Origin of the sequence: Bradyrhizobium sp. ISRA430 (assembly GCF_029909975.1) — a bacterium.
In the GTDB taxonomy this organism is placed as follows: domain Bacteria; phylum Pseudomonadota; class Alphaproteobacteria; order Rhizobiales; family Xanthobacteraceae; genus Bradyrhizobium.
In genome coordinates this window covers 8,303,452-8,329,913 of sequence record NZ_CP094516.1, presented here as the reverse complement: position 1 = coordinate 8,329,913, position 26,462 = coordinate 8,303,452, and the positions used below count along the sequence as shown (strand labels likewise).

Sequence of the window (26,462 nt, the reverse complement as noted above, 5' to 3'; positions counted from 1 at the left end):
ACTGATATGTGTGATGCGATCCGTGCGATAAGACCTGCTCACTCCTGACGTCAAATTTGCGCGCTCTGTCATCACACTACCCGCTCGTGACGGCGTCGGCGAACGCGATACCCAAGCGCCCGCCCCTCGCCGAAAGTCTCCCATTCACCAGCCAGGTTCAAGCCGCGAAATCCCGGAGCAACAAGCCTCCGCAGATGATAAGGAATATCCCGAACGCGACCAGTGGAAGCGGAATCGTGACAGCCGCCAGCGCGCCGCCGATCATGGCGCTCAGGGATTCTGCACCCACCTGGAGTGCCTGGTTGTTGCCCATGACGCGGCCTTGCCGCTCCGAGGACACAGCGTTGGACAGGATCGTCGGGCATGCGGCAAGCGCGATCGTCCCCATCATGGTTGTCAGACCGCCGGTGATCCAGATCGAGCCTATTTGAGACGGCACTGTAATCGCAATCATGGCGGCCCCGGCGGCGATGCAGGCGGTAATGGCGAGGCGATTCAAACCAATCTGGCGGGTCAATGGGGCCATGATGCAGAAGCTCGTGATTGCCGAGATCAGAGCCAGCCCCGAATAGATCAAGGTGGTTTGATCGACGCCCGTATCCCAGCGATCGACCAAATAGACGAGCACCATCCGGAAGTAGCCGAATAGCGCAAGATAGATCAGGAAATTGAGCAGATAGAGCCGCCGGATTGGCTTATCGGTAAAGATGCTGCTGAGATTTGTGATCGCGGCGATCATGCTGAAATCGGCGTGCGGGTCAGCCGCGTGTGTCTCGGCGAAGCGAAACGATGTCCAAATGAGCGTTGTGACAAGGAGCGGTACCATCAACCAGAACGGAACGCTCCAGCCGAGATGCAGGGCCATCTGGCCGCCGACTATCGGGCCGGCGATATAGCCGAGACTGGAGCTGGAGTACGTCCAGGCAAACAGACGCGGGCGCTCATCTGGACTGCTCATGTCGGAAATCGCGCTCTGCGCGATGGCGATGTTCGATTCCGCCAGCCCGCCAATCAAGCACCCCATTCCCAGCAGGACGAGAGATCGCCATTGGATGCCGAGAGCTATGACGACATATCCAAGCACGGTCACCACGAGCGAATTGACCAGGACAGGTCTGCGGCCGTAGCGGTCGGACAAGGTGCCCAGGATCGGAGATCCCACGAACTGACCGAGCGGGTAAATTGCAAGCAGCAGACCAAGGACGATGCTCCGCTGCCCGACAGTGGCGCCGTCTGGCAGAAATCCATTGTTTCCCATCAGCATGGGTGCAAACAAAGTGATCATGAGCGAGTAGCCGCAAAAGCCGATGAAAATCAGCAGATAGAGCGGCAGGAGCGGGAAAATGCGCGTTGGGCCTGTTTGGTCGATCCGTGCAGTCTGCGCCGGAGTGCAGTTCGCCATGTCAGTCATCACCAAGCCCTCTCATATTGCCGGGGTACGATCGCGTCGCGCCCAAGATGCAGGAGATCGCACTGGCGGTCGTCGTCGCGCCGGACAAATGATCCAGCTGGCGGCCAAACACAAATACAGCTTCGATATGCTGCTATCGGCGAGAGCTATGGCCGGCGCGAAAGGGTCCGCCGGCAACGCTCAGGCAAGGGCAACCGCCTGCCGGCCCACTTCAACGAGGCCTCGACTTTAAGGCAATTGGCATTTGTCCGCTTTGGGGGTGCCGACCGTCAGCTAGAACGAATTTCGCGTCTATTGGGACAACGCTTCACGCTTGCCGCCGAAAGGCTTCTTGGCTTGCTCCCGCCAGCGCTGAAAGGTCACATAGAGCATCGGCACCAGGAAAATGCCTATCGAACTGGCAGCGAGCATGCCTCCGAAGACCGCCGTGCCTACAGCCCTTCGGCTGATCTCGGCCGCTCCTGTTGCCGTCACCAGCGGTACGAGTCCGAGGATGAATGCGACCGAGGTCATCATCACCGCGCGGAAGCGCATCTGCGACCCCAGCACCGCGGCATCCGTGATCGACATGCCCGCGTCGCGTTGCTCCTTGGCGAATTCGACGATCAGGATGCCGTTCTTGGCGGCCAGTGCGATCAGCACCACGAGGCCGATCTGGGCATAAAGATCGAGATTCAACCCTGCGATCTTGATGGCAAGGTAAGAGCCGCACACACCGACCGCGACCGCAAGCAAGACTGGAATTGGAATGGTCCAGCTCTCATACAGCGCGACCAGGAACAGATAGGCAAACAGGATTGCCAGGCCGAGAATGATTCCGGTCTGCCCCGACGCTGCCTGCTCCTGATAGGCCGTGCCGGTCCATTCGTAGGAATAGCCGGCCGGCAGCGTTGTCTTGGAGAGCTGCTCCATCGCCGCGATTGCCGTTCCCGAGGAGACGCCGGGCGCCGGGCCGCCATTGATCGTCACCGAGCGGTAGTTGTTGTAGCGGGTGATGACCTGCGGTCCCGTGACGATCCTCGCGCTTGCGATCGAGCGCAGCGGCACCATGTCGCCGGTCGCGTTCCGCACATAGATCTGCCAGAGATCAGAAATGTCGCCGCGGTTGGCGGCCTCGCCTTCCACATTGACCTGCCATGTCCGGCCGAACAGGTTGAAGTTATTGACGTAGACGCCACCAAGCGTCGCCTGCAAGGCGGTGAAAACGTCACTCATATTGAGGCCCAGCGCCTGGGCCTTGGCACGGTCGATGTCGAGATAGACGGAGGGATTGCTGGCCGTGAACGTCGAGAACACGCGCGCGAGGCGCGGATCGCGATTGGCCGCGTTGACCAGTCCACCCATCACGCTGCCGAGCGCAGCCGGATCCTGCCCTTCCAGTGCGTCGAGCTGATACTCGAACCCGCCGGAGGTCGAAAGCCCGATGATCGGCGGCAGGTTGAACGGGAGGACGTTGGCTTGGCGGATCTGGGCACCCGCGCCGAACGTTCGCCGGATCACCGCTTGCACCGTATCCGTTGCCGCGCGACGATCCGCGAACGGCTTCAAGCGCGCGACCATGAAGGCTGAGTTCGGCTCGTTGCCACCATCAAGCAAGGAGAAGCCGATGATCGAGAGCACGTGATCGACCGCGGGCTCCTTCTTCAAAAGCTCCTCGACTTGCTTCGTCACCTCGCTGGTGCGCGCGACGGAGGCGCCGTCGGGCAATTGCACGGCAACGAAGAAGGCGCCTTGATCCTCCTCGGGAAGGAAGCCGGTCGGCGTGAGCCGCGAGATGCCGACGATTCCGCCCGCGAAAATCAGCACTACGACCAGGGATAATACGGCGAGCCGCAGAAGCCGCCGCACAAGGCTGGCGTAGCCGTCACGGACCCAGTCGATGCCGGCGAGCACGCGTCCCACGACGCCGCGCCTGGGTCCGCGATGGCGCAGGAACACGGCGCAGAGGGCTGGTGACAGCGTCAGTGCATTCAATGCCGAGATCACCATCGCCGCGCTGATCGTAACGGCGAACTGGCGGAACAGCATACCGGAGATGCCTGGAATGAAAGCGATCGGAACGAAGACCGACAGCAACACCAGCGAAATCGCGATGATCGGCGCGGTGATCTGCGCCATCGCCTTTTTGGTCGCCTCGGCGGGGGAAAGGTTCGGCTCCTCCTCCATGACGCGCTCGACGTTCTCGACCACGACGATTGCATCGTCGACCACAATTCCGATGGCGAGCACCATCGCAAGCAGCGAGACCGTGTTGGCCGAATAGCCCATCGCGAGCAGCACCGCGAAAGTGCCGATCAGGCTGACAGGCACGGCAATCGCGGGAATGATGGTGGCGCGCAAACTGCCAAGGAACAGGAACACGACGATGACGACGAGGACGAAGGCTTCGGCCAGCGTCTTCAGGACCTCCTTGATCGTGTCGGCGACAAAAGTGGTGGAGTCGTAGTGCACCAGATAGGTCAAACCCGGCGGAAACCGCTCGGAGAGCTTGGCAAGTGTCGTCTGCACCGCGTTGGCCGTGGTGACCGCGTTGGCGCCCGGGGCGAGATAGATGCCGATCGGCACGCCCGGATTTCCGTCGATCCTGGATTCGCTATCCATGTTCTGCGCGCCGATCTCGACGCGGGCGACATCCTTGATCCGGAGCATAGAGCCGTCCGGGTTTGCGCGCAACACGATGTTGCCAAATTGATCTGACGTCGTGAGCCGCCCCTGCGTCTGCACGTTGAATTGGAATTGCTGATTGTCACTGATCGGCCGGGCGCCGATGCGTCCAACGGGCGCCTGCACGCTCTGCGACCGGATCGCTGCGACCACGTCCGATGGCGCCAGATTGAGGCTGGTGAGACGCTGGGTATCAAACCAGATGCGCATCGAGTAGTTCAGCTTAGCGAACAGAGTCGCCTGGCCTACTCCCGGCGTGCGGGAGATCGCGTCCAGCACATTGATGATGGCATAATTGGTGATGAACAGCGGGTCCTGCGCGCCGGTCTTGCTGTAGAGCACGAGGAACTGCAGCACAGCCGACGACTTCTTCTGCACCACGAGGCCCTGCGCCTGGACCTCGGTAGGCAATTGCGCCAGCGCGCTCTGCACGCGGTTATTGACATTGACGGTATTGATGTCGGGATCGCTTCCGAGCGCAAACGACAAGGTCAGGGTATAGCTGCCGTCATTACCGCTCGTCGACTTCATGTACAGCATCTTGTCGACACCGACGATCGCCGCTTCGAGCGGCTGGGCGACGCTCGACTCCACGACCTCGGCGGAGGCTCCAGGAAAGTTCGCAGTCACCGTCACCTGCGGCGGCACGATGTCCGGGAATTGCGCGACAGGTATGCGCATCAACGCGAGAGCGCCGGCAATGGTGATGACGAGCGCGATGACTATAGCGAGCCGCGGCCGATCAACGAAAATGGACGAAATCATTGGGTTATTCCCGACGGGGTCGTTCGGAGCGCGCTTTTCGCGGTCCCTTCCTGAGCATTCATGCTGGATTGGATGAGCGCGCTGGCGGGGCCGGGTGCGATGACCTCACCTGGCCGCACACGCTGCAGCCCCTCGACGATCACCTTGTCTCCGGGCGCGAGGCCACTTGTCACGGCGGCGATCGTGGAGGTCGATTGACCCAGCTTGATCCGATGCTGCTCGGCCTTATTGTCCGCGGCGACGACATAGACATACTCGCCCTGTTGATCCGACAACACGGCCGAGCGCGGGATCGCCACCACCTCGACCGGCTCGACGCCTTCCAGCAACACGGTCACGAATTCGTTGTCGATGAGTTCGCGCAGGGAGAGATTTTTCAGGACGGGGTTTGGAATGGTCCCCCGCAGCGTGATGGTGTCGGTGTTCTGCGCGATCGTGTTGTTGACGAAGTTCAATTGTCCGGGCTCTCCATAGAGACGCCCGTCCGGGAGACGAACTCTGATGACGACCGCGCTGAAGCCGCCTTGCGCCGCGTAGTGCTCGCGCAGGCTCAATGCCTCACGGACCGAAACAGGAAAGATGACGTACATGGGATCCTGGCTGACGATGGTGGTCAGCACGCCCGAGCTCGGCGTTACGACGTTACCCTCGGTCACCGTTGTGTTGCCGATCCTGCCGTCGATCGGAGAGCGAATTTCGGTGTAATCGAGATTGGTCTGTGACAGCTCGACCTGAGCCTGCGCGGCTTGAACTTGCGCCTCAAGACTTTGCTGGTTGGCGAGCGCCGCATCATAGGTCGATTGCTGGCCGGCTGGCCCGCCGAGCAGCGCCTTTGCCCGCTCCGTCGTCAGCCTTGCATTCGCCAGAGTTGCCTGCAACTGCGCAACTTGCGCCTGCTTCGATTTCAGGTCGGCTTCGAAGGGACCTCGCTCCAGTTGATAGAGCAGGTCGCCCTTCTTGACCTCGGAGCCCTCGACGAAATTGCGCTTCTCCAAAAAGGCGGTGACGCGAGCCACTACGTTGACGCGATTGGTGGCTTCGATTCGCCCCAGGAACTCATTGGTCGGGGTGATCGGCCGCGTGACGGCCTCCATGACTCCAACGGCGGGTGGTCTGGACGCGCCAAGCTGGGCGTTGGCGGGCGGAATCATGGCCAGCACCAACACCCCGGATAGAATGATTCCTGCTATTGGGCCAAATGGTCTGATTGCACGCAGCATTTGCCGGCCTCTATTGGTTGGCAGCGGTCCAGGAAATAGGATTTCAGGTTTTGAAAGGGCGAGCGGAGGGCATCACCGCATTGCGATCTGCTGTACGCATCGAGCGCTTTGGCGATGCGCCGCAAGGAAAGACTTGCGGCGCATCCAAGGCGAGCAACTGCAGATCGCCATTCACTCACATGCCATACAGGATCTTCAGTTCGCCGCTGGCGCGAAGGGCGATCTCGATTCCGTCCGCAGGCAGATACAGCTTCTCGAGCTTGGCCGAGGAAAGATGTCCTTCCATGCGGAAGCCGTCCTTCAGCGGCCTGTTCAACTTCGCGTTCGCGGCGTTGAGCAAGTTCTCATAGGCGACGCCATAGTCCACGCTCATCTTGTCGCGCAGTCCACTCACGATCGGATCGATCATCGCGGCCACGCCCTCATTGTCAGTCGAGGCGCTGAGATCCGAAAGCCGCACGGCATGACCATCGGCATCCACCTGGAGACCAGCGGTGAGATAGGTCCATTCACCGGCGTTCGGATCTGCGTCGGACGCTTTGGCGACGCGCAGACCGATCGCGAGCTTGCCGGACGAAGGATAGACTTCAACATCCCGGACAGACATGCCAGCGGCCGGCGCAATTGAGCCGAGGGCCTGCTGGATCTTGCCCTTCAGCACGTCGTAGCTGATGCGCACGGGCAGGATCACATCGAACTGGCCGGGCGAGGTGACCTCCCGCCCGAGGGCCGGAAGTGCGGTCGGCGTCACCGCCGCCGGATGCTGTCCGATCACGGTTTCGGCGGCGCCCGCCAGCTCGAGCGATCCGCTGAGCACCTTGCCTTCGGCATGTACGCCGGCAAACGCGGCACTTTGGGGCGTCAACTGCAGCCAAACTTCAGGGTCCGCCGAGAGCTGAACTGGCTCAAACGCATGGCGCCAGGCCGTGGCAGCCTTGTCGTGCAGATCGAGACGGCGGGCAGCTGCAAGCGCACGCCCCCTCACCTGCGCAAGCTCCGTCCTGATCCGCGGCTCCGCATAGTTGGCGAGCGGAATCTCGCGGCCCATCACATGCAGAACGGGCGGCTCGCTCCAGCGAAAGCCGTCGCTGAAGTTCAGGTCGAGCGACCAGTCACGCGAGAGTTCCGGCCGCGCTTCGGCCTCGATCGTGGCACTGGCCTCGGTCTCTCCATGGATGCGGGCCGTGAAACGGTTGGCGCCTTGCCCTTCCAACGCGCCGTAGATCGGCACCGAACCATAGAGACGACCGCCGCGACCATAGAGCGACACCGGACCCGACCGCTCGACGTAGCCGTAGATGTCGCAATTGGCGTTGACCCGGAAGAACAGCACCCGGCGATGCACGCAGCTCACACGTTCGTCGATGGTCGCAAGGCGCCGGGGAATGTCTCGTTCGATCTCCTCTGCAAGGGCTGGCAGACCGAATTCGATGGTCGCGGCGATGCGCGACTGCGTGCTGAAAGGCGCCACCGTATCGGGAGCGAGAGGCGGCCTCTCCGCCGCCATTGCAGACGAGCAGAGCCCGAACATGCCGAGCGCGGCGAGTCCTGCTCGCACCCCGTGGCGTTTACCTAACGGCTTCAGGTGGAATTTCATGACATTTACCTCACGGATTGTTTGTTGCATTCAAGATGCTGAAGGTCTCTGGGTCAGAGTCTGGGTCGTCCCATCGGCCGGTGAAATTCGCCGAACGCGCCTTCCCGCGGCCGGTCCTCACCGGCGAAACCCCTTCGAAGAAGGTCTGCGCCCTCTCCGGTTCGCGGCCGATCGACGTCACGCTCTGGGAGTGCCTCATGGCGCTCGAACGTCTCGCCGGCCTCGCGTCGAATCTCGGATTCACGCGCACCGGGCCTTGCCGGTTCGATCCTCCTCGCGACATCACCCTCTGGGCGGTGGAACGCATCGGGACGTGGCGCATCGATCCGATCCCTAGGGATGGCACGTTGCTCGAAGGCAGAGCGATCCCGCAGGAGATCGTCGTGTGCGAGATCGTTGCGCAAGGCGTTCCGGGCTGCCACGTCGCCGTCGCGGCCAAAGCGCTGCGTCAGCGCAGCGTTGGCATAGGGAACGTTGCCGCGATGCGCGGGATTGTGGACCCACACATTGTTTCCGATGTTCATGTTGGCGTGATTGAAGAGGTTATATCGATTGACGTTGATGATGACGTTGTTGTGCCACCAGTCGCAGCCGCCCCAGATCGCCGCGCCGACGACGATCCCCGCACCGAACGAAATGATGTTGCTGGCGACGAAGCCAGGCGGCGACCAGTAGAACGGCTGATAGCCAGGGTAATCCCAGCCGCCATACACTTGGGCTGGATTGTAGACGGGAACGTAGTAGACGTCGGGGTTCACCGGCTCGATCACGATCGGCCGCACTCCCGAACTGGCGCCATCGGCCGGGGGCGGAGCGAGGGTGACGATCTGTTGCGGCGTCGATTGCAGATTGCCGGCAGCTTGCGCCTCGGCGCGCAACTTCTGAACCGCATTGAGCACGTCCTGCTGCTGGGCCAGAAACGCGTCGCCGAGCTGCTGGGTCCAGTCCAGCTTATCGTTCATCATCTGAAGCGTCTGCGGCACTGCCGTCAGGGCTTTGACGCTGGGATCCCAGGGTTGGGTCTGCATCGCGTCCTCAAGCGCCTGTCCCTTGACCGTTGGGTTCTCCCGCGACCATCGAGCCGCCTCGACCACCTCCAGCGGATAGGTCGAAGCCATCAGGATCTGCGTGAGCAGCGAATCCGGATAGAGCGCGATCGGCGCGACGAGCTGCGCGATCTGCGCCTGCGAGAACGCCGCCTGGTCCTGGGTCTCGGCCTGCATTGGAGCCGCAACAGTCGCGTCCTGCGCGCTGGCGGGCGCAGTTGCGAGGTTCGAAACGAGCACGAGCGGCGCGGCGCCCAGCGCGAAACGGCGCATTGTCATTGCAATCTTGTTTGACATCTCTGTTCTCCTTGTTTGCAGCCGCGCGTCTGCGCGCGGCTGCATCGATGGGCGCGGGCGCTCAGAGGCAGATGCGCTGACCGTTGCGCCAGAAGCATCCGGAGCCGCGGCGGTAGGCGTAAACGTTGCCGTAGCGTCCAATGCCGACGGCACCGTTGGGGCCTACGGCGAAACTGCCGTACCGGGTCGTGCAGGCAGCGCGATACACGCCCCTGACGCAGCTCATTGCGCTGGCATCGGACACCGTGAGAAGGACGCCGAGGGCACTCGCCACTGCGACGGCCGCATATTTCGGCTTGAAACGCGCGAGCGCGGAGATGCGGGAGTTCGTCGTGATGGTGTTCATGGGAAGTCTCCTTTCGCGACAAATCGGCGCGCGACATCGTTCGATGCCCCGGCAGAGGGTCGCCATGCGAAGGTGGAAGCTGGACTCAAGGGCTGCGATTTGCCCCGTCCTCAACACGAGGAGAAATGGCTCGGCGACGACACAAAAACAAATACCGCTTCAATATGCAGGTATCGCCTCGTCATATGGCCGGCCGCGCAACTCCAAAATCAGGCGAAAAAGCCAGGGAAACGGAGGCCCTGGACGGCGCAACCTCAGCTAGTATACTCGGACGCCTCACATGATCGTGTACCACAACCGGCACCCGCCACCTTCTCCGACCGCTGGCATCAGGCTGATGGGTCACAGATCGGGTTGCCCAATGCGGCGATCTCATCGATGATGTGCGGCCCCGGTATGGGCAGGACAAAATGCAGTTCCGTCAACTTCGATATTTCGTCAAGATCGTCGAGGCAGGCAGCTTCTCCCGCGCAGCCTCCATCGTTCATGTTGCCCAACCTGCGCTGAGCCAGCAGGTTGCCGAATTGGAGGAAAGGCTGGGAGTGGCCTTGCTTCAGCGCAGTGCGCGGGGCGTTAGGCCGACAGCAGCAGGGGAAATCTTCTACAAGGAAGCTTCCGCGATCTTGCATCAACTCGACCAGCTGCCCGCAGTCGTTCGTTCGGACCGTGACCAGCCAGAAGGGGTGGTCAACGTTGGTTTCATATCCTCCCTCGCGCCGGTACTCGTAGGCTTTCTAGATGAGTGCCGGGAAGCATTTCCGAAGGTCGTGATCCGGTTCTCGGATGGAGACAGCCTCGGCCTGGAAGACAAGATCGCCTCGTCATTGGTCGATCTCGCCGTCCTTCATGAGGTCGAATTCACGACGGCTTTGATGCGCAAACCCTTGTATAGGCAGAAGCTGTTCGTTGTCTCGCGTCAGCCGATAACAACCAACGGAGACCCGATCTCTCTTGAGCGCATCGCGGAGCTGCCCCTCGTGCTGCCGGGGAACGTCAAGGGCCGTCGTGCCTTGATCGAACGCGTATTCGCCGAAGCGAAGCTAAAGACAAACGTCGTTCTCGAAGCAGATTCGCTGGTAAGTGAAATGTGGTCGGTGCGAAATGGGGTGGGTTGCACCATACTTCCGGTAGGTGATCTCTCCAATTTTGGGCCTCACGCTTTCGCCAAGCCGACGTTGATCGAGCCACCGATCTATTTTACCTGCTCCATTGCCTATTCTGCCGATTTTCCACTCACTGCCGCCAGCGAAGCGGTCCGCGATGCGCTCGCCAAGTTCCTTGAACGCCGGCTCAGCGAGGGCAGTATAGTGGGAGCGGAGCGCCTACCGGAACGGTGACGTCCGGAACGGCGGGAACGACTGAAGTACGCTTCAAGGATACGGTTCATATCGGTCCTTTTGGGCCAGAGCAAGCCGGCTCACGTCCTTCACTCCGTGTCCCGTCAAATCAGCGAACACGGCTTCGTCGGATAATGGCAATTTGCACGAATGCTTCCAATCGTGCTCAACCGTCTCGACGAGCCGTCTCACCACGTGGGCCGACGACGTCTCAATGGCAAGCTCGCGACGGTCGTCAAAACTGCCAGGACTGAGATTGATCGAACCGACGACGGCACGCCTGTTGTCAGCAATCATCATCTTGCCGTGCAGCTTCAGCTTCTTCAGCGCATGAACCTTGGCGCCGACGTCGTGAACGATGCGCAGCCCGCTGACACCCTCAAACAGCTTCTTGCGTTTGAGTTTGTGAAGCGCACGGGACATGATCCGGACTTGGACCCCGCGCTTGACCGCGCGGACCAGGCGCTCGATGATCACCATGTCCTGGTAGCGCTCGTTCTGCAGCCACAGCGTTTCCGTGGCGCCGTCGATGAAGTTCGCGATACGCTGCCGGCCGTTGTTTGGGCACCAGATCAGGCTGGAGCCCGGTGTCGGCTCGAACGGCCGCTGCTCCCAATCGGCATCGAAGCATCGCACCATCTCCGCAACTTGCGCCGCGTCCGTGGATACGACCGCGTAGTCACGCGTCTCGGTGAGGTCGCGCGTCTCCCAGTTCAGGGATTCGACGAAGCCGATCCGGTTGTCGATCACCATCGACTTCTGGTGGGTAACAGCAAATTCTGCGCTGCTATCGCGAACATCCACACCCGCCTGGAGCAGCATGGCCCTGGTCGCGTCATTGTCGCTCCTTCCATCACGCCTCGCCGGATTGAGCATCACCCGCACATGCACGCCGCGGCGCCGCGCCGCGATAACGGCATTGAGCAGGGACGGATCGGTGAACAGGAACATGCGGATGTTCAGCGCGTGTTGCGCTGACATGATCGGATCTACGATGGCGCTCGCGGTGTCGTCCGGAAGCACGATCAATCGATGTGACATCTGCCTTGTCCTCCTCTAGGCAGCGTCGGCAACGTGCCGCGCCGCCTGAAACTGGATCCGGTGCAGTTCGGAGAAGAGCCCGCCTCCGGCAATCAGCGCCTCATGGGTGCCCTGCTCGACCACGACGCCGTCCTTCAGCACGATGATCTTGTCGGCATCGACGAGCGTGCTGAGACGGTGCGCGATCATGATGACGGTGCGACCTCTCATCAGCCGCCGCAGCGCCTCGATCACCAGGTGCTCGGATTCCGGATCGAGAGCAGCGGTCGGCTCGTCCAGGATCAGGATCGGGCTGTTGCGGATCACCGCCCGTGCGATGGCGATGCGCTGACGCTGGCCGCCCGACAGGATTTCGCCCCGTTCGCCAACAACCGAATCATAGCCCTGTGGCATCCGGCTGATGAACTCATCAGCATTGGCGATCCTGGCGGCTTCGATGATCTCAGCTTCGGTCGCATTGGGCCGCCCATACGCGATATTCTCCCCGATCGTACCGTGAAGCAGCACGGTATCCTGCAAGACGAACCCGATCTGCGACCGCAACGCGGCGATCTTGTAGTCTGCAATGTCGATGCCGTCGATCAGCACACGGCCCAGCATGGGCTCGTAGAAGCGTGGAAGCAGGCTCAGCACGGTCGATTTTCCAGAGCCGGTCGGGCCGACAATACCGACCACCTCTCCTGGCTCGATGCTGAAGGATACCTCGTGCAGCACCGGCCTGTCCGCCTCATAGCCAAAGCTGACACGGTCGAAGCGGATCGCGCCGCGGACCCGGCCCGGATCGATCGCGCCCGGACGCTCGCGGACGATTTCGTCAGCCGAGAGGATCGCCTGAATCCGCTCCAGCGCGACTGTCGTCTGCGCGATGGTGCTGGTCATGCTGGCGAGATCCTTCACCGGTTTGAAGAACTTCTTGAGATAAGCGAGGTAGACCGTCAGCGCTCCCGCCGTCATCGTTCCCGCGATGATCAGTGACGTTCCCTTCCAGAGCACGACGGCGGTGCAGATCGCGACCACGATGCTGACCATGGGTGACATCAGCGATTTGATGCCGCGCGCGCGAAGCGCTGCAGCGACGGAAGCGTGGCTTGCGTTTTCCAGGTGCGCGATCTCCAGAGCCTGGCCTCCGAAAGCGTTTGTCAGGCGGATCGAGCCAAGTCCGCGCTGCACGATCGAGAGCACCTCTGCCTGGCGGTGCCGGAGAGCGCGGGTGGCGGCCTTGACGGCTCTCTTGAGATGGAACGCGAAGAGCAGAAGGATGGGCGTGAACGCAACGGCGATCAACGTGAAGTCCCAGTCGAGCCAGAACATCACTCCTACCATGAACACGATGGTGAGAAGATCGATGACGATTTCGAGCGTGGATGAGGACGCGAAATCCTGGATGGTGGCGACGTCGCTGGTAATGGTCGATACCAGCGCGCCGATCTTGGCATGATCGTAGTAGCGGAGCGAGAGCCGGTGCAGGTGCTCGTAGATGCGCAGCCGTAAATCGTTGGCGACCCACTGCCCCACGCTGGTCGTGAAGTAGCTGTCGAAATAGCTCGCGACCGCCGCGACGGCTGCGATCGCCAGAGTCGCCGCGCCGGCAAAAAGCGCTACGCCCAGCGTATGCTTGCCGAAGCCGCCATATTCGTGGGCCCAGCTCAACCATTCGGGCAAGCGGTGACTGCCGAGCGCATCGTCCAGGACAAGCTTCAACGGCCAGGGCGCGGCCAGACTCATCGCAATCTCGATCAGCATGGCGAGAAATACGATTGTCAGCCGGCCGCGATAGGGTCTCAGCAGATCGATCACAAGACGAGACATTGCTCTTCTCCGACTACTGCGCCGGTGATTGCGCATCAGCGGTGCTGGACAGCGGCTTGCCACAGTCGGTCGGCGCCGGCCGGCCGGCGAAGCGATCCATCATCCAGCTGACGGCGGCGTCAGCGCTGTCGCGTGCGACAAAGCCGTGTCCGACGCCCTGCACCCACATCATCCGCACCTTGCTGCCTGCCTTGCATTGCCGCTGCATGTAGCTCGCGGTCACTTCGGGGCGCACGATATCGTCGGTCGTGCCTTGCGCGAGAAAGAGCGGAATGCTCGACGGCAGCGCGCCCGGGGTGTTGCGCGCCGCCAGGGAACGCCAGGGCTCGACGGTCGCGATGTTCGGCACCGAGAGGAAGTGCTCCTCGAGCGGCTTCTCCGTCCGGCGTCGCGCCAGGATGTCGAAGATCGATTCGATACATTCGTTGGCCAATTGGTCCACTGCCGACATGGCTTCCGGCAACACGACCTTGTTGATCGGCGCGCCATAAACGCGCGACCACGACCGCAACGTCATCGCGGTCAGGTTCTTGCCACCGGACGTCTTGAAATCGTCACCCATCAAGGTGACGAGCGAAGTTGCGGGCGCCGCCGCGGCAACACCGACCAGGTTGAGCTCGGGCGCATAAGTCCTGGCAATCAGACCGGAGTAGAGCGAGGCCTGTCCGCCCTGCGAATGCCCCCAGACCGCAAAACTGTTGCCGGTCTCCGCGCCTGGCAGGTTGCGCGCGGCACGCACGGAATCGATAACCGCTCGCGCCTCACTGTCGCCGACGAGATAAGGATGAGGGCCTGGCGTCCCCAAGCCTGGATAGTCTGTGGCCGCGACCACGACGCCCTGCTCAATCAACTGACGCAGGCCCGCCATTTGCTGGAACACAAAAATCGCCAGCGACGGCGCGCAGTGTGGCACCACGCCCGTAGTCGGATGCGCCCAGGCAACGACGGGCCGCCCGCCTGCGGGCGCCGGGCCCGGCGGCACGATGATGACACCGGACACCGCAATCGGCTCACCGTGCATGCCGGTCGAGCGATAGAGCACGCGGTAGGCTTGCGCGCCCGCAGGCGCGAAGCTCATCGGCTCTGAGCGGATCAGCGTTCCCGGACGTCCGGCAATCTCCTGGCGCGATGCGTCATAGAAAGAGGTTTGCGCATCTGCGCCGACGACAGAAAGCGCCAACGCGGCCGCGCCAGCGATTACGCCCAAGCAGCGCCTCAGGACCGACGGTGCTTTCATCTGCTTCAACATATTCATGAGAGCCTCACTTGTATCTTGGTTGCCAGCGCCCGGGCCGTTCATCGGGTCCATGCCGCCTGCGAGCGGGCCGGCGAGTATCTTTCCGGCTCAACTTGGCCGCCGAACATCACCTCATGACACGCCTCGCTCAGCCGGGCTTCATTGCCCCGCAGGCAGGCAACGATCTCGCCGACATTCGGGATGAAATGGCTGCACAGCCGAAACACGTCCGGCGTGCAGGCCTGCCGTTGAGCTGCCGTGCCTTCCGCGAACGCCGCGCTGCTGGCGAGCGTCAGGACGATGCCGCCAACGGCGGCGAGCTTGATTGATTTGCGATACATTGGCCCTCTCCTTTGGTTGATTGAACGAATCTATTCTCTTTCTGAGTGCATCGTCGGACGCACCACCGCGCCAGCTTGCCAGGCGGTCCCTTGGCGAAGCCTTGTTGGTCAGATCACTTCATAGGCAAACAGCGTCGCAACGAGCGTTATCCCGATCAGACCGCCGAGGAAGATCAGGTCTGCGATCTGCTCGATGCGATAGCTCAGGCCGGCGCGCTGCGAATATCGAATTGAGAGGTAAGATGTCAGCGCACTCGCCAGGAACATGACCGATGCGAGAGCGGCGTATTCGTCGACATGCGACGATCCGTGCTTCGCTTCGGCTAGCTTGACCAGGCCGATCAGCGTCGCGCAAACGCCGATCATCGTCGCCGAGACCGGCAGAATGTGGGACGCGAGCGCTTGGCTTCCTGCTCTTATCGACAGTCGATTTGACATGGATCATTGCTCGGCTCCTCAGGGAGCCCCCTCATCTGCTGGCATTCACTTTTCGGTCCAGAGCCCAGCTCGTTGACCCTTTCTCAGTCTCGCCGAAAAAGATTCACGAGCGAGTGCTCCGCTCCGTCCCGCCACTTAACGGGCGCGACTAATGATCCACGCTGGCATCCCGGACAAATACAGCTTCCATATGCAGGTATCTGCGTGGCCTATAGGTTCGTTCTTTGATGCCGACCGGCTCGTCCTGAAGCTGCCCACGCGACTGGCCTTTGGTACGGTCTATCAAAGCGTTACGCTTCGTATCCGCGCCTCGGCAACGACGGCCATTTGTTGCGTCGATGTCGCTTCGATGCACGCTTTCACGAAGGCGTTACAGTCTACGACGTTCATCACCAAAGACGACATCGGCACGCCGATCCGTCGCCATCGGCGACGGCTATGCCCGCATATTCAAACGGTATTTGTCGCGGGGCGATCGATCGACCACGGAAGTGGCCGCACGGCGCCGATCGCCTCGTCATGAGGGGAACGGTCAGGCGCTTGGCATTTCCGCATCGAGAGAAGGAACACCACATGAAATTCGATTCTCAGTTCACGCGCCGCGGCTTCGCCGCAACTGTCGCAACTGGCATTGCGAGCATCGGGCTGCTCGCGGCCACAGCGCAATCGGCCGAGGCCTATCAGGGTAACATGGAACGTGCGCTTGCATCGCTGCATCAAGCGCTGCAGTCGTTGCAGGAGGCGACTGCAAACAAGGGCGGTCACCGCGCACGCGCAGTGGAGCTGGTCCGCCAGGCCATCGAAGAGACCCAGGCGGGCGTCGCATTTGCCGACGAGCATGGCGGCGGCGGCCGCTAGTCGGACGAGCGGCAGGCACCTTCCGGTGCCTGCCTATCGGTATTTAATCCAACCACACCGCTCCCGGCTTCCTGGCGTGCTCGATCTGCTCCTTCAGAAATTCAATCAGGAGTTTCTTCACGCCTTCGGCACCCAGCGTCAGCGTGAACTGGTTGGACCAAATCAGGCAGCAGGTAAGATGGAATGTCGGCGTAATCAGCACCGGCTCGGCAAAGTCGGCGAGCGAGAAACCTGACATGTCCCCCAAGTTCAGGATGGTGCTGGCAGCGCCGGAGCGCACCGCCGAAAGTTCGCTCGAGATGTTGTCCGCCTCCGCGGCAAGCTGCACCGAGATGTCGGCCTTAGCGAAAGCACGGTCGATAACGATTCGCCGCGCATTCGATTGACCCGGAAGGATCAGCGGGATCTCCGCAAGTTCCTTGATCGGGATTGTTGAGCCGGCGATCGGAGCCGATTGCTTGCTGCGGACGAGATAATGGTCCTGCTGGAACAGCGGCTGCCGCTGTACCGTGGGAAAGAACTCATCTTCAAAAATGAGAGCCAGGTCCAGGCGACTCTTCTCGACCTCCTCGCGCAGGAATTCGCTATCGCCATCGACGAATCTAAGCGTGATTTTCGGATGAGTAGCCCGGCACAGTTCAATGAACGGCCCGACCAGGGTCGTGGAAAGAGATGCCGGCATCCCGAGGCTGACCGGCCCTTCGATTTCACCGATCTTGGAGTGCACCAGGGCCGGCAGATTCTCGTATCGGCGCAGGATCGAGGATGCTTCGTCATAGAACCGCTGCCCGGCAGCCGTCGGCTTGATGCCCCGCGCGCTTCTATGCAGCAATGCGACGCCTAGGGACGCTTCCAGTTCGCCGATCTGCTGGCTCAAGGCCGGCTGCGCCACGTGAATGGTCCTGGCAGCCTGAGAGAAACTGCCGGCTTCGACGATTTTCACGAAATAATAGAGATGGCGGTACTGCATCCTCCGTCTTCCCGCAGCGGTAAACCGATGGTTGCAAAGTGCTAACAAAGGCGCCAAGCTGTCAAGCTCACAGGTGTCGCGACCGTCCATCACGGAAACGGCGAGACCCGCGCCGAGCCACGAGCAAGCCTCCTCTAGCTGCCCTCGACAAAGCCGGCGATGAGCCTGGTCAGCGATTGCTCCAGCTCGTGCTGCGGCACCTGTTTATTTTCCGTCGCCACCACCGCGCGCATCACACCGGCGAAGGCGTAGACAAGAACGAATGCGTCCGCCGGGCGCATAGGTCTTCTCACGCCACCCGAGCCGTCCGGGCCGGCTGTCGTCAGCATGTCGGTCAGGCTCTTGAAGAGCGGGTTCAGCCTGGTAGCAGGTCCGCGCGACAACGCATGTTCAAGCAGAACTCGGTGGACCCGACGCCGCCCGCCATAGCTCGTCAGTATGGAATGCACGATGATCCGAATGCGTTCTCCTGTCGCCCCGGCGCGGGCAGTCGTCATCGCCTGCATCACACGATTTGACAGTCCTTCCAGCTCTCGCCCCGACAAAGCTTCGAGGACCGCGTCCCTGTTGTCAAAATACTGATACAGCGTGCCGATGCTGACTCCGGCCGCTTCAGCAATTGCATTCGTCGTCAGGCCGTCCATGCCGCCTCGCTGAATGAGCCGCGTGGCAGCTTCCAATATGAGGTCGACCTTGTTTTGGGCACGAGCCTGCTGCGGCGTCCTGCGTTTAACTGATTGTTTTGATGTCGGTTTCACTGGGAATCGCCCGTGGCGCCAAACGCGAGTTGAGAATGTGAGCAATACTCATATTATCGCAACGGTCATCAGTTTCAGAGACCTTTCTCAGAACAGAGTTGAGCAATGGACCGGAGAACGATAATCGTCGCTGGAGCGAGCCTCGCTGCTGCAACTTTGGCCACGGAGGGGTCAATGGCGCAATCCACTGCGACCGACAAGCGGCCCGATCAGCGTCTTGGCCAGACCTATCGCTTTGCCGATCCGGACATGGACTTCTTTTTCGTTGCGGCGCTCGGCTGGGGTCCCGCGGGCGGCCTTGATATCGGGCAGGCTTTCTACATCGCTTCGCAGATTACGGATGGCGATGCGGACAGCTGGGTGCGCGCCTTTTCAAATTACGGCGACGCCATGAACGCCCAGGCGGACAGCTGGAATGCGCAGGGCCGAAAGCGTGCCGCCGGTGAGGCCCGGCTCAAGGCGTTCGCCAGCTACCGCTCGGCCTGGCAATTCGCGGGCCCCGGCGATCTGTTCAAGTCCCTCGTGGTCAAACACAAGACTGCCTTTGTCGCAGCCATGAAGGAGCTTGCGCTCCCCGCGTCTCATTTCGAGGTACCTTTCGGCGGCAAGCAACTGCCGGGCGCCTATTTCCAGAATGCGAATCCGAATGCTCCCGTGGTGCTCGTGATAGGCGGTGCCGACACTTGCTTTGAAGATCTGTTCTTGACCGTCGGCCGCAATCTTCTCGACCGTGGTTACTCCGTTGCCCTGGCCGACCTTCCCGGACAAGGCATCACGCAGGCGGACGGACTCTATTGGCAAGCTGAAGCGGAGAAGCCGATCGCTGCGATTGTCGATCTGCTCGTCAGCCGTTTCGGCGCGAAGCCCGGCCGTATTGCTTTGATCGGGCTCAGTCTGGGCGGGTACTTCGCCGCGCGCGCGGCGGGCCATGATGAACGCTTTGCCACCGTGATCGCCAGCACGCCGTTTCCGAACCCGGCCGAGATGTTCGCGCTGGCGGTCAAAGAGAAGGCGAAGTCAGCGCAGCCGCCTTCGGCATCTGCACTGCGCAGCGCGCAAGTCACGTTATGGAAAGCCGGTGCGAGCAGCCCGCAGGACTTCCTGGCGCGCACGTCGAACATGATCGCCGACCCTGCCTTGGTCACTGTTCCATTCCTGTCGATCCTCGGCGCGGGCGACTCGCCCGTCTTCGCGGCGCAGGCTCACGCCTGGCACCGCGACATCAAATCGACCCGAAAAGCCTTCGTTCTACTCGATGCGGCTTCAGGGGCCGACGGCCACGTACAGGTCAACAATCGGCTTCGCCTCGCCCAGGAGGCCACAGGCTGGATGGACGATATCTTCCACCTCTGATTTGAGTCCGTCATTCTTTCGCTGAGCGGGCCCATGCGACGCGAGTCGCTTGTAGATCCGATCGGCGGCTCGACCGCTGAAGTGACCGCGTGAATCCGCTTCGTGGCAAGATCGTCCATACGGTCTGCCAGATCACGGCAAGCCAGCTCTTCAAAACTACTGCAATGAATTTGCTGGCTCCGGCGTCGACGCACGGGTGTCCAGCCATCTGGCGCACCAATAGCCATATAGCCAAACCGTATTTGTTACCGAGGCTCGCTTGAGAGATGGTCCCGCCGCTCGCACACGGCGGCAAGTGCACACCATTCCAGAGGCGACCACATGTCATTCGCTGCTGTTCACATCCATGAAGGATTCGTGCTCGCACTGCTGCTCAAGATGGGGCTTTCGGCGCTGATCGCCGTATCCGTCACCGTTCTTGCCGAAAAGGCCGGCCCCGTAGTCGGCGCATTGCTCGCAACGCTGCCCGTCACGTCGGGGCCGGCATTCTTCTTTTTGGCGCAGGACCACGACGCAGCCTTCATTTCACAGACAGCTCTGTCGACGTTCGCGCAGAACATTCCGACCGCCATCTTCGCGACGTCCTACGTGCTGCTTGCACAACGCCTGTCGACGACTATCAGCGTCGGCGGGGCAATGTGCGTCTGGCTCGTCTATCTCGCGCTATCGCTCTGGGGAGACTCGGGCTTGCCCACTGCGCTCCTACTCGGCGCATGCGTTTTCCCGCTCTGCATCGTCCTTGTCAGGCCTTACCGTCACGCGACGGCGTCTGCGCCGGGGCAGCACGCAAGTGATCTGATCGTGCGAGGTGTGGCCGTTGCAGTGCTGGTCGGTGCGATCGAGGTCCTTGGCCTCGTGGCCAAGCCGATGTGGACGGGCGTGCTGGCTGCTGCGCCTGTCCTCTATCTCTCGCTGATGATCATCCTGCAGCGCCGGCTCGGCGGGCGGGCAGCGGCCGCCGTGATCGCCAACAGCCTTGCAGGTTTCCTCGGCATATCTCTGGCGTTCGTGACCGTCTACCTGCTTGCGGTACCGCTCGGGAAATGGACCGCCCTCGCGTTCGGGCTGACGTTCTCGGCCTCGTGGAATACGGGCCTGTTCCTGCTGCATTGCCGCGGTGCGTCGGTCCTCCAGTCCAATTCCAATCACCTCCTCCCCATCGAAGCCAATCGGATCTCGTCATGACCAAGACTGTCATCCAATACGTTCTCTCCCGTCTTCACGACATAGGCGTCACCGACGTATTCGGGGTGCCCGGCGACTACGCCTTCTCGATCAACGATGCGATCTGCAACGATCCGAACATGCGCTGGGTCGGATGTTGCAACGAGCTCAACGCGGCCTATGCGGCGGACGGCTATGCACGCATCAAGGGTGCGGCAGCGCTGTGCACGACCTATGGCGTCGGCGAACTCAGCGCGATCAACGGCATCGCCGGCGCGTATGCCGAGCACCTGCCTGTGTTTCACCTCGTGGGCAGTCCGAACATGGCGACGCAGGCCGCCCGCGCGCCGATGCACCATACGCTGGGCAACGGCGAATACGACCTGTTCCGCCGTATGACAGAACCGGTCGTTTGCGCACATGCCGTGATGACGCCGCAGAATGCCGTTTACGAGACCGAGCGACTGATAGCGGAAGCGCTCTATCACCGCCGGCCGGTGTACATGGCGTTTCCGGCTGATCTCGCCAATCAGCCGGTGCTTGGCGAGGCGACGCCGATCTCGCCTCCGCGCAGCAACCCGGACAATCTCGCCGCGGCCGTCGAGGCAATCGCTGCGACAGTCGACAAGGCGCGCACGGCCTGCGTGATCGCCGGCATTCTCGTCAGCCGGACCGGCCAGCGCGAGGTGCTGCAGCGCCTGATCGATGCATCGGGACTGCCGTTCAGCACCATGCTCATGGGCAAGTCCGCGCTCGACGAGCAGCATCCGTCCTATGTCGGCATCTACAACGGAGCGCTGATGAATGACGAGGTGCGTACCTTCGTCGAAGAGCGCGATTGCGTCATGCTGGTCGGTGCGCCGCTGACGGATTTCAACACCGGCGCCTTCACTGCACGGCTTTCGCCGGAAAAGACCATCGCGATCAATCACCACCATGTTCAGGTCGGCGGCAAGAGATTCAACGATGTGGAAATGACCGATCTGCTCGTTGCTCTCGCGAATCACCTGCCGAAACGCGGCTGGGCCAGAATCAAGGCGAAATCCCTCGGCAAAGTGAGTGGCAAGGATAACGACCCAATCGACGCTCCCGCCCTCTATTCGCGATGGGAACGCTTCCTGAAGCCGAATGATATCCTCGTCGTTGAAACGGGTACCGTCTCGATGGGCCTGGGGTTTGCGTTGCTGCCGCAGGACGCTACCTTCTACAACCAGACTCTCTGGGGCTCGATCGGCTGGGCGACACCGGCTGCATTCGGCGCCGCAGTTGCCGCACCGGACAAACGCGTCGTTCTGGTAACAGGAGACGGAGCGCATCAGCTTACCGTGCAGGAGATTAGCCAGTTTGGTCGCCTCGGCTTGACGCCGATCATTTTCGTGCTCAACAACAACGGCTATTTGATCGAGCGGCTGCTCTGCAAGGAGCCGAGCATCGCCTATAACGACATCGCTCCGTGGCATTATGCGGATCTAGCGAAAGCATTCGGGAATGATGATTGGCTAACGGCGCGCGTTACCACCTGCGACGAGTTCGACCGGGCGCTGGAAGAGGCCGGCAGGTCCAAAACCGGTGCCTACATCGAGGTCGTGACCGATGCCTACGCAGCATCGCCGCTGGCGCTGAAGCTGCACGATGCTGTGGCAACCCTCTACAAATCATAAGCTCTACGCGGAATTTGCCGCCCCGGTGATCGCGGCGGCGGCCGCCCTTTCCGACAATCGCTGGATAGACGTCGGCCATACTTGGCACCAATACCCGCATACTGAAGCGGTATTTGTTTTCGCCGAGTTCCTCGACCACTGTGGCGGCCAGCACCAGCGGTGAACCGAAAAGGCTTCACCCTTTCAGGAAAGATGCACATCATGGCAAAGCTTATCTACCGTGTCGTTTCCGCCTGCGGCGCTCTTGGTTACGGCTATCCAAAAGAGTCCCTGGAAAACGCGTTGCGCGGTCGCGTAGACGCCATCATCTGCGATGGCGGCTCGATGGATGCCGGGCCCTACTATCTCGGCACTGGGACGGAGTATTTTGAGCACGAAGCCGTGAAGGCGGATTTCCGTCACATGGTCGAAGCGGGCAAGAGGCTGGGCTGCCCCGTGATCCTGGGATCCTCCGGCATGGCGGGCGGCAACCGCAACCTCGACTGGATGATCGGCGTCGCCAAGGAAGTCTTCGGTGAACTCGCGGTGACGAACGCGAAGGTCGCCGTCATCCGCTCCGAGCTCGATCCGGAAATCGTCATCCAGGAGTTTCGCAAGGGAGCCCTGCGTCCAACCGGCGCCGGCCCCGAGCTCAGCGAGGAAGCACTGCGCGAGAGCACGATCGTCGGGCAGATGGGCATCCATCCCCTGATCACTGCCCTCGAGCACGGCGCACAATACGTGCTGGCCGGTCGCTCTTGCGATGTCGCCCTTTTCGCCTCCGACATGATCCGCCGTGGCATCGATGCAGGCCTCGCCTACCATGTCGGCCACATTCTGGAATGTGGCGCACTTGCCTGTGATCCCGGCTCGCCGTCGGACTGCCTGGTCGCCGAGATCTATGACGACGGCTCAGCCCTCCTCGTTTCTCCGAATCCGGCGCGACGCTGCACCGCCTACTCGATCGCGGCGCACTCGCTGTATGAGGAGAGCCATCCGCAGCTCCAGTTCTATCCCGAAGGCGTGTTGGCGATGGAGAAGACGGAGTTCTTCTCGCGCAGCGCCGGTATAGCGGGCATCCGCAACAGCAAGTTTGTTCGCGCGGGCAAGCCCTGGCCGTGGAGCATCAAGCTGGAAGGATCGCGACGGCTCGGGGCCCGCAAGGTCTCGGTGATCTATATCGATCCCGCCGACCTCACGAAGGTCCCAGTCGACGTACTGGTCTATGGTCGTAACGGCGTGCAGGCAAATCCCGTTCAGGACGGCCAGCGCGAGCTTGGAATCATCATCGAAACCGCCGCAAAGACGGAGGAAGCCGCCGTGCTGCTGGCCAGCCTGCTGACGCACTATCTGATTCACTACGGCTATCCGGGTCGGAAGGCGACGGCCGGCAACATCGCCTATCCGCTGTCCCCCAATCTCGTGAGCTTCCGGCGCGACGACGGGCTGTTCGGCGCAATCGTGCCGAGCGGAACGCGCGATCCGGTGTTCTTCGAGCACTATCCGAAGATCAAGGAGGCTGTCATCAACCTGATTCAGCACGAATTCCCGGATGCGCTAGAAAATGCGAACTTCAAGATCACCGACGCAGATGCGGCCAATCCGGCGATCCTGCTGCGGACCGTCGACCGCAATCCGCAGCGGCTGGCCGCACGGCATGCCCTCGAAATCGAGCGCATCACACAGCTTGCAAAGCCGAAAGCCACTTCGCGGCTCAACCTCGATGCGCCCGACGCGTACGAATGGTCGCTCTATCATCTGCTCCAGAACGAGCACGTCATCAAGAACGTGATGTTCGACATCACTTATTTCCGAGCGAACGGCGCGTCGTGGACGCGGGAAAGTGACGCTCGTCCGCATTATGAGGACATCGGGGAAACTAATTACACCGGCGATCTCGACGATCGCACACTATCGCTGATCGCCGATGCGCCGCCGACGGGTGTGCTGCTCAGATCGAACCGTCTGCTTGACATGGCCGTCGTGATCCGCAGCAAGGACGCAGGCATCAACCGTCTAACCTTCGATATCATCTTTACCTCTGCGGAGCACTACGAGGCAGCGCTGCACTCCAATGTCTTCTCCAGCTGCAATATTGCGAAGCTTCTAGGACTGCCGCGCGAGCACGTTGTCGGCACCTTCTTCGTCGATACCTGCAACGCCATCAAGATCTCGATCGACCGGCCGAACATCTCGGCATCAGTCGACGAGCGCGACGTTTTCGGAGCGCAGCAGCAGACTGCCGTCGAGAACCTCAACATTCCGATCTACGCGACGACGCTCGCCAAGGCCTCGTCGCTTTGACCATCTGCTATATGGGCATGCCGGCGGGGTGCGCGGCCGATGCGCGGTTCCCAAAGCAACGGCCGTTCGGCTCACCCTGCGCTGCCCATCGCGCCCGGCGGAAGCGAACCAAAGCGCAGTTTAGCGTACGATCGCATGGTAGCGCGGGTCGTCTCGTCATCGGCTGTTGCACTTCGCTAGCAGCGGGAAACTTGCGCACGACATTGCTCGACTACAGGAAAGCTGTTTCCGCAGGTCGAATTTGCTACCGTCGAGAGTGCTGGCCCGCAGTCAGGCGGCATCGACCAGCGATCGTGAGCGAGCTAACGCCTTAATGGCAGCACGATTGGGCTTACCCTGCTCGGTGAGCGGAATCCGATCGAGTGAAACGACGACCAGAGATGCCGCGGTCTCCTGACCGAAATGTTCAGCGACCGCTTGACGGCATGTTTCAGCCCCGATGGAGAGTCCCGTCCAGGCGCTCACGGCAGCAATGGTGACTCGTGCTTCATTGTCGATCACCACGACGGCGCAGCGCACCGACGATAGCCCGCACAAGACTTCCTGAATCAATGTCGGCGTCACCAAGATGCCATTGACCTCGGAGGCATCAGCCGCACGACCCAAGATGTGGAGATAGCCGTCCGAATCAAGCCGACCGAGATCCCCCGAGCAATACCAGCCGGCCTTGAAATTCGCCGCCTCGAGCTCGGGCCTGTTACGGTAGCCGCTGGCCATCGCCGGCGATCGGACCTCGATACTGCCGATGTCCCCGGGCTCGCCGAGCGAGCCATCCTTGAGGCGGAACCGAACCTCAACGCCCGGCAGAATGCGGCCGGCGCAGGTGAAAAGATCGGGGCGCGAGAGGTCGTGCTCGGCGGGCGTCAACATGCTTACGATACCCATTTCGCTGGCGCCATAGGTGTGCGCTATGACCGGACCAAGTCGTTCTCGTGCTCTCAAGCGCAGCGTTTGCGGTGCGGATGCGCCGATGTGGGTAAGCGTTCGGAGCGATGACAAGTTTCGGCAGCAGACGTCGGGATGATCCATCAACTCGAAGAGCTGCGGCTCGACCAGGAAGAGATCTGTAATCCGCTCCGCCTCGATCGTGGCAAGGGTATCGGCTGCCTCGAAGGCGCCTTCGAGGACGACACACCCGCCTCCAAGCAGCGTGATATCGACGAGGACTTGCGAGAGATATGCGAGATGACCGTTGACAAGCTGACGACGGTCGCTGGGGCTTGGCACGCTTACCATCGCAGTGTAGGCCGCAAAGCTGCGGCAACTGCCTTTTGGTACCCCGGTGGTGCCGCCGGAGGAAATGATGACGGCGAGGTCCTCCGGCCAAGCCATGACATCGAGCCGAGTGTCCGAAGCCGATGAGGCCAATACATCGAGCCGACCACAGGACGCAGCGCAGTCGACGCCCACCGTCGCCAGCCGCACACCGGCATTCGCGTGCCAGTAATGTATGGTCTCGGGAAACACGACGAGGAGATCCGGCGCCATCTGCTTGAGCAACGCTTGGCGCTGCTCCTCCGTGGGCGGAACGGACAGGTAAACGGCGCCTGCGCCAAGAATGTGAGCGGCATAACGAATGGCGATCGCCTCCGGGCGATTGGGCGCAAACATCGCCACCAGCTTACCGCGCGTGATCCCGACGTCATACAGGACTCGGGCGTACTGGAAGATCATGGCACGGAGTGCCTCGCCGGAGAGATCGGAGCCCTGATGGCGGACGACCGTCGACCGGCCGGCGAGTTCGAGCCGCGCGAGAAGCTTGTCCAGGTAAATTGGGGCAGGTCTGGTATTCATGTTCAGGTCCTTCAGACAAAGGGTTGCGCGAGCGAATGGACTGCGTCGAAGACGTCCACTCGATACCGCCAT

Annotated in this window: 22 protein-coding genes; 8 read left to right on the top strand and 14 right to left on the bottom strand. The window is 61.5% G+C overall.

The annotated features are described in order from the left end of the window. Positions 1 to 157: 157 nt before the first annotated feature. The 6 genes from MTX21_RS39010 to MTX21_RS38985 form a co-directional block, all read right to left on the bottom strand. Positions 158 to 1,411, bottom strand: a complete 1,254-nt coding sequence (locus MTX21_RS39010; RefSeq protein WP_280969719.1) for an MFS transporter — start codon at positions 1,409 to 1,411, stop codon at positions 158 to 160. A gap of 291 nt (positions 1,412 to 1,702) precedes the next feature. Beyond that, positions 1,703 to 4,840: a multidrug efflux RND transporter permease subunit gene (locus MTX21_RS39005; protein ID WP_280969718.1), complete on the bottom strand. Its 3,138-nt coding sequence runs from the start codon at positions 4,838 to 4,840 to the stop codon at positions 1,703 to 1,705. Next, entirely contained in the window at positions 4,837 to 5,991 is a 1,155-nt protein-coding gene (locus MTX21_RS39000) for an efflux RND transporter periplasmic adaptor subunit (protein ID WP_280969717.1), read from the bottom strand. Before MTX21_RS39000 ends, MTX21_RS39005 begins: the two co-directional genes overlap by 4 nt. A gap of 244 nt (positions 5,992 to 6,235) precedes the next feature. Beyond that, positions 6,236 to 7,657: a DUF4403 family protein gene (locus MTX21_RS38995; protein WP_280969716.1), complete on the bottom strand. Its 1,422-nt coding sequence runs from the start codon at positions 7,655 to 7,657 to the stop codon at positions 6,236 to 6,238. A gap of 53 nt (positions 7,658 to 7,710) precedes the next feature. Then, positions 7,711 to 9,000, bottom strand: a complete 1,290-nt coding sequence (locus MTX21_RS38990; protein WP_280969715.1) for a DUF3300 domain-containing protein — start codon at positions 8,998 to 9,000, stop codon at positions 7,711 to 7,713. Positions 9,001 to 9,061: 61 nt separating this feature from the next. Continuing rightward, positions 9,062 to 9,346, bottom strand: a complete 285-nt coding sequence (locus MTX21_RS38985) for a hypothetical protein (protein WP_280969714.1) — start codon at positions 9,344 to 9,346, stop codon at positions 9,062 to 9,064. Between the two features lie 410 nt (positions 9,347 to 9,756). Between MTX21_RS38985 and MTX21_RS38980 the strand changes: the two genes are divergently transcribed. After that, entirely contained in the window at positions 9,757 to 10,683 is a 927-nt protein-coding gene (locus tag MTX21_RS38980) for a LysR substrate-binding domain-containing protein (RefSeq protein WP_209295339.1), read from the top strand. A gap of 33 nt (positions 10,684 to 10,716) precedes the next feature. On the opposite strand, the gene MTX21_RS38975 is transcribed toward MTX21_RS38980, so the two are convergent. The 5 genes from MTX21_RS38975 to MTX21_RS38955 form a co-directional block, all read right to left on the bottom strand. Then, on the bottom strand, positions 10,717 to 11,706 hold the full coding sequence (locus tag MTX21_RS38975; protein WP_280969713.1) for a phospholipase D-like domain-containing protein: 990 nt from the start codon (positions 11,704 to 11,706) through the stop codon (positions 10,717 to 10,719). Between the two features lie 33 nt (positions 11,707 to 11,739). Next, on the bottom strand, positions 11,740 to 13,533 hold the full coding sequence (locus MTX21_RS38970; protein ID WP_280969712.1) for an ABC transporter ATP-binding protein: 1,794 nt from the start codon (positions 13,531 to 13,533) through the stop codon (positions 11,740 to 11,742). A gap of 13 nt (positions 13,534 to 13,546) precedes the next feature. Continuing rightward, positions 13,547 to 14,740 carry an alpha/beta fold hydrolase gene (locus MTX21_RS38965; RefSeq protein ID WP_280969711.1) on the bottom strand — a complete coding sequence of 398 codons (1,194 nt, stop codon included), beginning with the start codon at positions 14,738 to 14,740 and terminating at the stop codon, positions 13,547 to 13,549. 89 nt (positions 14,741 to 14,829) lie between these two features. Then, positions 14,830 to 15,111: a hypothetical protein gene (locus MTX21_RS38960; RefSeq protein WP_280969710.1), complete on the bottom strand. Its 282-nt coding sequence runs from the start codon at positions 15,109 to 15,111 to the stop codon at positions 14,830 to 14,832. Positions 15,112 to 15,219: 108 nt separating this feature from the next. Then, on the bottom strand, positions 15,220 to 15,549 hold the full coding sequence (locus MTX21_RS38955) for a hypothetical protein (protein ID WP_280969709.1): 330 nt from the start codon (positions 15,547 to 15,549) through the stop codon (positions 15,220 to 15,222). Between the two features lie 151 nt (positions 15,550 to 15,700). On the opposite strand from MTX21_RS38955, the gene MTX21_RS38950 reads away from it, so the two are divergent. Beyond that, positions 15,701 to 16,072: a hypothetical protein gene (locus MTX21_RS38950; protein WP_280969708.1), complete on the top strand. Its 372-nt coding sequence runs from the start codon at positions 15,701 to 15,703 to the stop codon at positions 16,070 to 16,072. Between the two features lie 50 nt (positions 16,073 to 16,122). Next, positions 16,123 to 16,407 (top strand): hypothetical protein, encoded by a 285-nt coding sequence (locus MTX21_RS38945; RefSeq protein WP_280969707.1) that lies wholly within the window; start codon positions 16,123 to 16,125, stop codon positions 16,405 to 16,407. A gap of 43 nt (positions 16,408 to 16,450) precedes the next feature. Here MTX21_RS38945 and MTX21_RS38940 read toward each other — a convergent pair whose 3' ends face one another. Further along, entirely contained in the window at positions 16,451 to 17,377 is a 927-nt protein-coding gene (locus MTX21_RS38940; protein ID WP_280969706.1) for a LysR substrate-binding domain-containing protein, read from the bottom strand. A 134-nt stretch (positions 17,378 to 17,511) separates the two neighbouring features. Continuing rightward, positions 17,512 to 18,135, bottom strand: a complete 624-nt coding sequence (locus MTX21_RS38935; RefSeq protein ID WP_280969705.1) for a TetR/AcrR family transcriptional regulator — start codon at positions 18,133 to 18,135, stop codon at positions 17,512 to 17,514. A 174-nt stretch (positions 18,136 to 18,309) separates the two neighbouring features. Here MTX21_RS38935 and MTX21_RS38930 point away from each other — a divergent pair, with 174 nt between their 5' ends. The 5 genes from MTX21_RS38930 (at position 18,310) to MTX21_RS38910 (ending at position 24,596) form a co-directional block, all read left to right on the top strand. Then, positions 18,310 to 19,488: an alpha/beta fold hydrolase gene (locus MTX21_RS38930; RefSeq protein WP_280969704.1), complete on the top strand. Its 1,179-nt coding sequence runs from the start codon at positions 18,310 to 18,312 to the stop codon at positions 19,486 to 19,488. Between the two features lie 321 nt (positions 19,489 to 19,809). Further along, on the top strand, positions 19,810 to 20,673 hold the full coding sequence (locus MTX21_RS38925; RefSeq protein ID WP_280969703.1) for a hypothetical protein: 864 nt from the start codon (positions 19,810 to 19,812) through the stop codon (positions 20,671 to 20,673). Further along, positions 20,670 to 22,313 (top strand): thiamine pyrophosphate-binding protein, encoded by a 1,644-nt coding sequence (locus MTX21_RS38920; protein ID WP_280969702.1) that lies wholly within the window; start codon positions 20,670 to 20,672, stop codon positions 22,311 to 22,313. The genes MTX21_RS38925 and MTX21_RS38920 overlap by 4 nt, the downstream gene beginning before the upstream one ends. After that, positions 22,285 to 22,476, top strand: coding sequence for a hypothetical protein (locus MTX21_RS38915; protein WP_280969701.1), 192 nt, complete (start codon positions 22,285 to 22,287; stop codon positions 22,474 to 22,476). Before MTX21_RS38920 ends, MTX21_RS38915 begins: the two co-directional genes overlap by 29 nt. 38 nt (positions 22,477 to 22,514) lie before the next feature. After that, a complete protein-coding gene (locus MTX21_RS38910; RefSeq protein WP_280969700.1) occupies positions 22,515 to 24,596 on the top strand; it encodes a DUF4387 family protein in 2,082 nt (693 codons plus the stop codon). A 270-nt stretch (positions 24,597 to 24,866) separates the two neighbouring features. On the opposite strand, the gene MTX21_RS38905 is transcribed toward MTX21_RS38910, so the two are convergent. Then, positions 24,867 to 26,462 (bottom strand): AMP-binding protein, encoded by a 1,596-nt coding sequence (locus tag MTX21_RS38905; RefSeq protein WP_280971353.1) that lies wholly within the window; start codon positions 26,460 to 26,462, stop codon positions 24,867 to 24,869.

Bases quoted from the DNA above. Each gene is read 5' to 3' on its own strand.
- MTX21_RS38940 (WP_280969706.1), bottom strand. From the start codon at position 17,377: ATGCAGTACCGCCATCTCTATTATTTCGTGAAAATCGTCGAAGCCGGC.
- MTX21_RS38985 (WP_280969714.1), bottom strand. From the start codon at position 9,346: ATGAACACCATCACGACGAACTCCCGCATCTCCGCGCTCGCGCGTTTC.
- MTX21_RS38930 (WP_280969704.1), top strand. From the start codon at position 18,310: ATGGCGCAATCCACTGCGACCGACAAGCGGCCCGATCAGCGTCTTGGC.
- MTX21_RS38905 (WP_280971353.1), bottom strand. From the start codon at position 26,462: ATGGCGGTATCGAGTGGACGTCTTCGACGCAGTCCATTCGCTCGCGCA.
- MTX21_RS38915 (WP_280969701.1), top strand. From the start codon at position 22,285: ATGCTGTGGCAACCCTCTACAAATCATAAGCTCTACGCGGAATTTGCC.
- MTX21_RS39010 (WP_280969719.1), bottom strand. From the start codon at position 1,411: ATGACTGACATGGCGAACTGCACTCCGGCGCAGACTGCACGGATCGAC.
- MTX21_RS38980 (WP_209295339.1), top strand. From the start codon at position 9,757: ATGCAGTTCCGTCAACTTCGATATTTCGTCAAGATCGTCGAGGCAGGC.
- MTX21_RS38990 (WP_280969715.1), bottom strand. From the start codon at position 9,000: ATGTCAAACAAGATTGCAATGACAATGCGCCGTTTCGCGCTGGGCGCC.
- MTX21_RS38970 (WP_280969712.1), bottom strand. From the start codon at position 13,533: ATGTCTCGTCTTGTGATCGATCTGCTGAGACCCTATCGCGGCCGGCTG.
- MTX21_RS38950 (WP_280969708.1), top strand. From the start codon at position 15,701: ATGATCCACGCTGGCATCCCGGACAAATACAGCTTCCATATGCAGGTA.
- MTX21_RS39005 (WP_280969718.1), bottom strand. From the start codon at position 4,840: ATGATTTCGTCCATTTTCGTTGATCGGCCGCGGCTCGCTATAGTCATC.
- MTX21_RS38955 (WP_280969709.1), bottom strand. From the start codon at position 15,549: ATGTCAAATCGACTGTCGATAAGAGCAGGAAGCCAAGCGCTCGCGTCC.
- MTX21_RS38925 (WP_280969703.1), top strand. From the start codon at position 19,810: ATGTCATTCGCTGCTGTTCACATCCATGAAGGATTCGTGCTCGCACTG.
- MTX21_RS39000 (WP_280969717.1), bottom strand. From the start codon at position 5,991: ATGATTCCGCCCGCCAACGCCCAGCTTGGCGCGTCCAGACCACCCGCC.
- MTX21_RS38920 (WP_280969702.1), top strand. From the start codon at position 20,670: ATGACCAAGACTGTCATCCAATACGTTCTCTCCCGTCTTCACGACATA.
- MTX21_RS38945 (WP_280969707.1), top strand. From the start codon at position 16,123: ATGAAATTCGATTCTCAGTTCACGCGCCGCGGCTTCGCCGCAACTGTC.
- MTX21_RS38995 (WP_280969716.1), bottom strand. From the start codon at position 7,657: ATGAAATTCCACCTGAAGCCGTTAGGTAAACGCCACGGGGTGCGAGCA.
- MTX21_RS38910 (WP_280969700.1), top strand. From the start codon at position 22,515: ATGGCAAAGCTTATCTACCGTGTCGTTTCCGCCTGCGGCGCTCTTGGT.
- MTX21_RS38960 (WP_280969710.1), bottom strand. From the start codon at position 15,111: ATGTATCGCAAATCAATCAAGCTCGCCGCCGTTGGCGGCATCGTCCTG.